This window comes from Pacificibacter marinus, assembly GCF_018860665.1.
GTDB lineage: Bacteria > Pseudomonadota > Alphaproteobacteria > Rhodobacterales > Rhodobacteraceae > Celeribacter > Celeribacter marinus_A.
The window spans coordinates 76180-85539 of the sequence record NZ_JAHKPK010000011.1; the positions used below are offsets into that span (position 1 = coordinate 76180).

The 9360-nt window shown below is 53.6% G+C and carries 7 protein-coding genes; 1 reads left to right on the forward strand and 6 read right to left on the reverse strand.

What is annotated here, in order from left to right; genetic code table 11:
* Genes KO497_RS02410 through KO497_RS02420 form a run of 3 tightly spaced genes read right to left on the reverse strand, consistent with a single transcriptional unit; the run spans nt 1 to nt 2761 of the window.
* The gene (locus KO497_RS02410) at nt 1–1263 is read right to left on the reverse strand and encodes a TRAP transporter large permease (protein WP_215942371.1); all 1263 of its coding nucleotides are present in this window, start codon (nt 1261–1263) and stop codon (nt 1–3) included.
* The gene (locus KO497_RS02415) at nt 1256–1729 is read right to left on the reverse strand and encodes a TRAP transporter small permease (protein ID WP_215942372.1); all 474 of its coding nucleotides are present in this window, start codon (nt 1727–1729) and stop codon (nt 1256–1258) included. Before KO497_RS02415 ends, KO497_RS02410 begins: the two co-directional genes overlap by 8 nt.
* 54 nt (nt 1730–1783) lie before the next feature.
* Nucleotides 1784–2761, reverse strand: coding sequence for a TRAP transporter substrate-binding protein (locus KO497_RS02420; RefSeq protein WP_215942373.1), 978 nt, complete (start codon nt 2759–2761; stop codon nt 1784–1786).
* 266 nt (nt 2762–3027) lie between these two features.
* Between KO497_RS02420 and KO497_RS02425 the strand changes: the two genes are divergently transcribed.
* Nucleotides 3028–3984 (forward strand): LysR family transcriptional regulator, encoded by a 957-nt coding sequence (locus KO497_RS02425; protein ID WP_289846646.1) that lies wholly within the window; start codon nt 3028–3030, stop codon nt 3982–3984.
* Here the strand turns inward: KO497_RS02425 and KO497_RS02430 are convergent.
* The 3 genes from KO497_RS02430 to KO497_RS02440 all read right to left on the reverse strand — a co-directional run bounded on the left by KO497_RS02430 (nt 3976) and on the right by KO497_RS02440 (nt 8857).
* The gene (locus KO497_RS02430) at nt 3976–4473 is read right to left on the reverse strand and encodes a RidA family protein (RefSeq protein ID WP_215942375.1); all 498 of its coding nucleotides are present in this window, start codon (nt 4471–4473) and stop codon (nt 3976–3978) included. The genes KO497_RS02425 and KO497_RS02430 overlap by 9 nt on opposite strands.
* A gap of 155 nt (nt 4474–4628) precedes the next feature.
* On the reverse strand, nt 4629–7727 hold the full coding sequence (locus KO497_RS02435) for an efflux RND transporter permease subunit (protein WP_215942376.1): 3099 nt from the start codon (nt 7725–7727) through the stop codon (nt 4629–4631).
* Nucleotides 7724–8857 carry an efflux RND transporter periplasmic adaptor subunit gene (locus KO497_RS02440; protein ID WP_215942377.1) on the reverse strand — a complete coding sequence of 378 codons (1134 nt, stop codon included), beginning with the start codon at nt 8855–8857 and terminating at the stop codon, nt 7724–7726. The genes KO497_RS02435 and KO497_RS02440 overlap by 4 nt, the downstream gene beginning before the upstream one ends.
* Nucleotides 8858–9360: the final 503 nt, after the last annotated feature.

The following is a 9360-nucleotide window of genomic DNA, read 5'->3' on the forward strand; positions in this document are numbered from 1 at the left end:
TCACACAAACAGCGTGATGACTTTGGGAAAAAGGATCAGCAGGATAAGCACCACCAGATAAGCGCCTATATAGGGCAGCGCGCTTTTGGAAATGTCTTCCATACGCGATCCCGATAGGCGTGCGGCGATGAACAGATTCAACCCAACTGGCGGGGTGAAATTGCCAACGGCCAAAGCGATGACGGTGAAAACGCCAAAATAAATCGGATCAATGCCCACCGCCAAAATCAAGGTGCCCAAAGTTGGCACCAACAGCACCAGCGCCGCGACATTGTCCAAAAATGTGCCCGCAAGCAAGAGCAATGCAAGGATCATCACCATGATCAATGTGGGGTTCGAGCTGAATTCTAAAATCGACGCAGCCAAGGCCTGCGGCACCTGTTCGGCGGTGATGATATAGGAAAAGGCGTTGGCCGTGCCCATAAGATACATGACAATCGCGGAACTGATGGCGGTGTCGATAAAAATCGGCCCCAGCGATTTGAGCGAGATCGACCGGTAAACGAACATGCCCACAATCAACCCGTAGAGACAGGCGACAGCGGCGGATTCCGTTGGGGTAAAGATACCGCCGTAAATGCCGCCCAGAATGATCAAGGGCATGACCAAGGCCAGACCGCTTTCCGCGATGACTTTGCGAGGGCGGATGTCGGGGCTGACAGGTTCGCCGGACAGCCCAAGGCGTTTCGCCATCATGTAATTCACAGCTCCCAAAGCGCAGGCGATCACGATACCGGGTAAAATGCCTGCGATAAACAGATCACCGATCGAGACATCCGCGATGGTGCCGTAAATCACCATGGTCAGGCTGGGGGGAATGATCAAACCCAGCGCGCCGGACGAGGCGACAACAGCGCCAGCAAAAGCAGGCGCATAGCCGCGTTTGACCATGGACGGGATCAGAATAGAGCCGATAGCCGAGGTGGTCGCAGGGGCCGAGCCCGAGATCGCGCCGAAAAAGGCAGACGCCCCAGTGGACATTTGCGCCAGCCCACCAGGATAGCGGCCCAAGGCCAGCCCCGAAAGTTTCACCAGCCGCTCAGATATCTGCGCGGCGGCCATGATATTGCCCGCGAGCAAAAACAGCGGGATCGCCAGAAAGGGAAAGGAATTGAGACCATTGAACAGCTTTTGTGGCACGATGATCATCGGGATAGAGCTGCCAAAATACAAGGCCGCGATAGAGGCGATGCCAAGGGAAAAGGCGACAGGAACGCCCATCAGCAAAAGCGCGAAGAGGGCCAGAAACAGAATTTCAGTCATGGCGTTTGTCCTTGAAAAACGGGCGCAGTTTTTGTTCTGTCAAAAAGATCAGCGCAAGGATCGAGCCAACAGGGATCGCCATTGTGATGTAGCCAACCGGTATTTTGGCCGCAGGGGATGATTGGCGCATGGCACGCAGGGCCAAGTCGTAGCCCTCGGTCGCGATCAGGCACAAAAAGCCCGCCAATAAGATGAAAATCAATACATCTGCCACGCCCTCAACGGGTTTAGGCAATTTGTTTTTCAAGATATCCATCGCGATATGGCTGTTTGAACGGAAGGCGACAGCGGAGCCTAAAAACACCGACCAGATCATCGCGTAGATCGACAGTTCACTGGCGGCCGCAAGCGAGAAATTAAACAAAAACCGACTGGCAACCTGTGCGGTGACCAATACAAAAACGGCGAACAGACACAGGCCGGCAACAATCCTGACAGTCATGTCCAAATGATCAAAGAATTTCATAAGCAGCCTTCCTGTTGGCGCGCGGGCGCATTATACCCCGCGCGCCAAGTTGGGTTAATCGGCCAGCGTGGCTTGGATTTCTTCGATGATATCAGCGTCCAGCGTTTTCTTGAACATTTCAATCACAGGGGCAGTCGCGGCTTGGAAGGGCGCGGGGTCGACTTCGTTGATTTGATTGCCCAAGGCGGCCAATTCGGCCCATTGCGCGTCTTCTAAATCATTCACCATTTTCAAATGCACGCCAGCCATTTCTGTAGCTGCATCCAAGATGATCGCTTGATGTTCATCAGACAAAGACTCAAGCAGTGCTTCATTCATGATCAAAGGCGAGCCAAGATAGATATGCGAGGTTTTAGAGGTATAGGCCTGAACCTCATAGAATTTTTGCGTCAAGATATGCGCAGGTGGGTTTTCTTGGGCATCAGCCGTCCCAAGTTGCAACGCGGAATAAAGCTCGCCGAAGGAAATCACCACAGGGTTCGCGCCCATAGCTTTGAAGGTTTCAACGAAAACTTCGCCTTCTGGCACGCGGATTTTCACGCCCTCAAGCTGGGATGGATCGGTGATGGGTTGCACGTTGTTGGTGATGTTGCGCAATCCGCCCATCCACCAACCGATGACAGCGGCACCTGTACCAGCCATTTTGGCTTCGAGTTTATCCCCCACTGGGCCTTCCAGAACTTCGTGCACATCGTCGAGCGACGAGAACATGAACGGCAGATTCAAGATGCCCATATCTGGCACCCAGTTCGACAACACGGTGTCTGAGACAAGGAAAATATCTTGGGTGCCGAGCATGGTGCCTTCGACGGCTTCCAATTGCTTGCCCAGTTGATCGGCAGGGTAGACATCGATCTGAATCTCTCCGTTTGAACGCTCTTTGACGGTTTCGGCAAAAAGCTCGGAGATGGTTTGATAATGGTGCGTTGGGGCGCCTGTGTGGCCAAGACGCAAGGTGACCTCTTGGGCGTTGGCGGCGGTGGTGAGCAGAACTGAGGCCGCGAGGATGGAGGCGGTTGAGAACAGTTTCATGAGATTTTCCTTTGTTGGACAGGATGATGACGCGCGGTGCTCTTCTTTTATTTTACGACCCATTTGGATCGGTTCAGAAGATTCACAAATTCAAAACAAACAAGGGTTAGAGGACTGCAAATCCACAAACGCCCCGTTCGTTGACCAACTATGGCATTGCAAATTTTGAAGAAGGTAGCATTAACTTGCGACGTGGGCGTTGCCAAATTGGCAACAGGTGCGCGCAGAAGTTGATCGATTTTTGTGCATAAATATAAGGCAATGCTATGAACTTAAACGGTTTGAGATATTTTATGGAAGTCGCAAAGTGTAAGTCGATTCGACGTGCCTCTGAGCGGCAACATGTTGCCGCCTCTGCCATCAGTCGCCAGATTTCCGCGCTGGAACATGAACTGGACTGTGTGCTGCTGGATCGTCGATCTGACGGGGTGAGCCTGACAGAAGCGGGCGAGCGGCTTTGGAAACACGGGTTGAAAATTGAGGCGCAGCTGCAATTGGTCCATTCCGATATCGATGATTTGCGTGCTTTGCATCGTGGCGTGATCCGCATCACCACAGTCGAGGGGATCACCGAAAATTTCCTGCCTGACATTTTGACCGAGTTCAACGAGAACTATCCCGATGTGACCTTTGACATCACTGTGGCCAGCTTGGATGAAACGGTGAATGCGCTGGATCGCTATGAAGCAGACATCGGCTTTGTCTATGATTTCTCAAACCATCACGCGATTGAAACCACGGCGCATTACCACCAACCCTTGATGGCTTTCGTGCCGCCAGATCACCCGCTCAGCGACGGGCGTGCGGTGGAACTGGCCGATATTTTGACCTATCGCCATGTTTTGCCCGATGACAGTTTTGGCATTTCGCAACTGGTCAAAAGGGTGGCAAAAAAGGAAAAGGCCGAGGTGTCCCCCTGTGCGCGCAGCAATCTTTTGAACTTTTTGCGCAACTATGCTTTGCGTACACAAGCGGTGATGTTCGTGCCGCTGCAAGGGGTGTATAGCGAGGTGATCAACGGCATTTTGGCGCCGGTGAACCTGCAATGCGCGGCCTTTGCGCATCGTCGTTTGTCGATCGCGCGGCGGCGTCAACGCGCCTTATCCCCGGCAACTGAGTTGTTTGCAAAGTTCGCCGAGGACAGGTTTCCGCTTTGGGAGGCCTTGGATGAAGCGGCACTTAAAGACGCCCAGCACAAAAGCTGGGCGCCGTCTTCATTCTGATTTCAACAGAACCGTCATTTCGGCTTCTACAGGCGCATCCAGACCAAGTTCGTTTTGGAACAATGCGGCGCGCGCATGTTTGCCGCGTTCAGGGCCGAGCAGTTCAAGGTACAGGTCAGACGCGCCGTTCATCACCAGATGCGCTTCGGTAAAACCAGGTGCGGAATTGACGTAACCGACCATTTTCACAATGCGCTCGATACGGTCCAAATCGCCGATGACCAGTTTCATCAAAGCCAAGTGGTTCAGCGCCATCAATTTGGCTGACTCATAGCCTTGGGCAATCGTCAGCTCGCCGCCGAGTTTGCCTTTGATCGGCATGATGTCTTGGTCATTTTCATCACGGATCGTGCCCAAAGTGCCTGACACGTAAAGCATATTTCCAACCTGAACCGCTGGCAGGTAATTTCCGATGGGGCGCGGGGCAGGGGGTAGGGTCAGCCCGAGTGCTTCCAGTTTTTGCTCAATAACGCCTTTGGTCTCAGTCATGATCAATCCTCTCGATGGGTACAGATCCATCATTAGATTTTGGGATTGGTCACGGGAAGAACGTATCAGGTAGGGGAGCTTTGCCGAAACGGCAACAAACGCAGGTTTGAAATGCATACGGCCGGTGATTTAAAACCACCGGCCGCATTTAATGTTTAGGCTCTGGCTGTTGGTGCCGCGATCTCAGATTCCAATCTCGCCGCAGCCGCCCCTGGGGCAGAACCCCAAACCGCAATCCAGCGATAGAAGATCGGCGTCAAAAACAACGTAAACACAGTGGCAAAGCCCAAGCCGCCAACAATGACCCACCCTACGGCGATCCGCGCCTCGGCACCTGCACCTGAGGTAAAGATCAAAGGCAAGCCGCCAAAGATGGTCGAGATCATTGTCATCATCACTGGACGAATACGCAGTTGCACAGCGTTTCGGATTGCGGCGTCGATGTCTTGACCTTTTTCACGTAACTGATTGGCAAACTCGACAATCAAAATGCCGTTTTTAGCCATAACGCCGATCAAAATCACCAAACCGATCTGACTGTAATAGTTCAATGATCCGCCCGTTAGCGAGATCGCCAAAAGGGCAGCTGCCAAACCAAAGGGCACTGTCATCATGATCACGACAGCGCTGGCAAAGCTTTCGAACTGCGCGGAGAGCACCAGCAGGACCACAAGCATCGCCACGCCAAAGACGGCGTAAAGTGCATTTTCGCCATCGCTCAGCGTTGCCGCCTCGCCGGTGAAAATAAGTCCCATGCCTTCAGGCAAGACCTCAGCCGCAAGATCTTGTGCGCGGTTCATGGCGGTGGACAGGTTGACACCTTCGCCAAGGTTGGCTTGCAAGTTGACCGTCAAAGCCCCGCCTTGGCGTTTGATCTGCGCTTCAGATACGGCCATTTCCAACGTGGCAAGTGCAGAGACTGGCACATAGTCACCGCTGTCCAAACGAACGGACAAAGAGGCGATGTCTGACGGATCGTTGATGGGCGGACCGCCGGGCACAACATTCACGTCAACTTCGGTGTCATTTTCAAACACGCTGACGGCGACATTGCCTTGGACCATGGCGCTGATGAGGGCTGTCATTTCAGAACTGGTCAGCCCTATGTCGCTTGCGGCGGCATCATCGACCTTTACTTGCAATTGCGCATTTACGCTGTCGTTTGACAGCTGTGGGTTCACGAAGAGCGCATCCTGAGCCATGGCTGCGATCAAGGATTCGGCAGCTTTTGTCATATCGTCAAGGTTATTGCCGGTGATGCCCAGCCCAAGCCCGCTGCCCCCACCGCGAATGTTCAGACTGTTGGTCGATCTTGCGCTGACGCGCACACCGGGGATCGCAGACAGTTGGCCGTTGATCTTGGACATGAGTTCCGCTTGGGAAAAATCACGATCATTCCAATCGGGCAGACGCACGATGATAAAGGCACTGGTGCCGCCGCCAACGCCGATGATGCTTTGCACAGCTTCAATTTCGCCGGACTCGTAGTAAGGTTCAAGAATGTCTTCAACCATAACCACCTGACTGTCGAGATAAGACACGGTTGTGTCTGAGGCCCCGCGCGCTTGGATTAGAAAGAAGCCACGGTCTTCGGTGGGGGTCACGGTTGAAGGCAAAGTGGTTGCCGCGGCAATTGCGATCATCACAAAGCCGCCCGCAATCGCGAGGATCAGGATCGGCGTTCTGATTGCGAAATCCATGACCTTGCCGAAATATCTGGCCAGCGCGCTTGGTTTTGTCGTCTCAGACGGGCGATCGGCATCGCGTTTTCCAGGGTCCAAAAGGGCTGCCAACACAGGGGTTAATGTGAGCGCAGTGAAAGACGAGAGCGTGACAGCGAAGGCCAGAACAAACCCAAATTCGGCAAAGACGCCACCGGCCTGACCGGGCAGGAATGAAATGGGAATAAACACAGCCGCCAAGGTCGCCGTGGTCGAGATCACGGCAAAGAACACCTCGTTGGTGCCTGCTGCGGCCGCCGCAAAAGCGCCCATGCCTTCTTTGCGTTTGCGCACGATGTTTTCGATCACAACAATCGCGTCATCCACAACCATGCCCGTGGCCAGAACCAGCGCCAGCAAGCTGATGGTGTTGACCGAAAATCCGGTGATCCAGATAGCGGCCAAGGTGCCGATCAGCGCCACAGGAATGGTCACAGCAGGAATAAATGTGGCCCGTGGCGAGCGCAGAAACACAAAGATCACTGCAACCACGATGGCGGTGGCCAGCATGATTGATTTGACAACTTCCGAGATTGAGCCTTCGATAAAGATCCCATCGTCAGACCCGATGATCAGTTCGACCCCTTCGGGCAATTGCGATTGCAGTTCATTCACGGCAATGGTCACTGCACGCGAAATCTCAAGCGTGTTGCCGATAGATTGACGCGTGATGTCCATGCCAATCGCCGTCTGACCGTTGACGCGGGCAAATACATTGCTGTCTTCTGGAACCAGCTGAACGAGAGCGACATCGGCAATCGTTGTTGTCGTGTTAATTTGCACCGATGCGATTGTGTCAACCGTCACATTCTTGTTGGCAACACTCAAGGCAAGGGTTTGGTTTTCGGCTTCGATCGACCCAAGTGGCGTGTCGTCGCGCAGGTTTTGCAAGGCGGTGCTGACATCGAAAATGGTCAAGCCGCGGCTGAGCAAAGAGGTCGAGTTGACAGTGACCCGAAATTCGTTGGCCCGATTGCCCCGCACAGTCACCTCGGCGATGCCGTCAATCGTAGACAGCCGCTCATATATAGGCCCTTCGGCAAGTTGGGTCAGCGTGTCAAACGAGGCATCCCCAAGCAAGGCCAGCCTGATAATCGCATCAGAGTTGGTGTCACTTTTGCTGACGACAGGATCATCCACGTCATCGGGCAGTTGCCGCATTGTGCTGGACACGATTTCACGCGCTTCGTTGGCCGCGACATCAACATCTGTGTTATCGGACAGGTCAATCGTGATCCGGCTTGACCCCGTACTGGAGGTCGATTCCATATAGGATAGCCCTTCGAGTGCGCTCAATGCGTCCTCTAAGACTTGGGTGATTTCTGAATCTACAGTGGCAGGCACCGCGCCTTCATAAGTCGTGCGCACCGACAAGACGGGGCGATCAACATCCGGCATTTCGCGCACATCGACGCTGGATAAAGCGGCAAGGCCTGCGATAATCACCAAAAGGTTGAGAACAATCCCAAAGATCGGTCGGGCGACAAAAGTGTCGGCAAACCCAGATTTATGCAGTGTTTTTTCCAAGCTCATGATTTGGCCCCTGTCGTTGAAGCCGCGGCCACAGCGGCACCTGCGCGCAGTTTGCTAGCCCCTTCGACGACAACGTCACTGCCCAGTGGTACGTCGGTTTCAATCCAAACCTGATCTCCTTCGCGGTAGCGGATGGTGACGGGGTGTCGCGCAGCGCGGCCCTCTTGCGATATCCAAATGCCAGCGCCGGTGCGATCCCATGTGATCGCGGTTGAAGGCACAACCGGCAGGGGCGCTGTCTCGTCAACCATACGCACGTTGAACGTCATGCCCGACAAAAGCAAACCCTGCGTGTTGTCAATTTCGGCACGCCCTGTGGCGCTGCGTGTGACGGCGTCCAATTGTGTATCAAACCCAGTTACGGCCCCTTCAAAGACGCGCCCAGTGTAGGTTGGTGTGCCAATCATGACGGGTTTGCCAATTTCCAATAGACCAATAGAGCGTTCAGGCACTTCGAATTCTGCCATAATTGTGCTGGAATCATCGATGCTGACGATGGTGGCATTGGTGGAAATGAAATCGCCCACCTGAATGTCGCTCAAGCCCAATTGTCCAGCAATCGGCGCACGAATGACACGATCCTCAAGGGCGATTTTGGCCAACCCCACGTTGGCTTCAGCCAGTCGTAGGGCAATTTCGGCTTCGGTCAGCGACACATTGGTGACCGTCAGGTTGCCGCTGGCTTTCAGTGCCTCATAGCGGTTGACGGTGGTTTGGGCCTGATCACGTTCTGCTTCGGCAATTTCCAAGGCCAACTGCTGTGAACGATCATCCAGTCTTACCAGAACATCACCGGCTTCGACGCTTGCGTTTGCCGCCATCATCACCTCGGCCACGGTGCCGGATTCACTGGCGAGGACATCAACACTGTGCAGGGCGGTCGCTGTGCCTATGGTGCGCAAAACAAGCGCGTAGCTTTGCTGTTCCAGCGGAGCCAAAACCACGGTCGTGGCGCTGTTGCGCCCGCCGCCACCACCAGGACCACCGCCGCGCGCAGGTGAGGCGGCACTGGCATCACTCGATGTATCTAAGGGGACCAATGCTGCAATTGCAGGCGGCAGGCCAAAAGAATAAACATATGCCCCAGACAGGACTGCGACGGATGCAATAACGACCAACAATTTATTCAAGCGAAAGTTCCTCTAACCGATTATGACCTTAGATAGTTTTCGGCCTTTAAGCATAGTTACGCGACAGTATGAAATTTCTGTCGAAAAAAGTTATCGAATGTCACTCACATTGGCGTGAAGATTGCTTTTCAGGCGATTAAAGTGCCGTTGGGGCAACCTTGTTGATTCATGCAGGCTGTTTTTTATCATAGATAGCATCCAAAAAAGTCATAGATGCCAGTGTTTATTTTGGGTGGGCTTCGCGATTTTACCAAGCATTTATACCGCAATCCCGTTGCCGCGGTGATGTTTTAACTGGCATTTCTCGCGGCGGGGTGCAGAAAACCTTGAGCTACAGGCCTGTCTCTTACCGGCAAATATCCGTGGTGCAGACCTGTAGAAAAAGGGTCAAAGGCGCATTATATTGAGCGCAATTGGTGCATTGGCCAATTGCATTTGATCGCGTGCTCATACATCTTTGGCGAATGGAATTTTTAGAATACGGACATAACATTTGGCTGGTT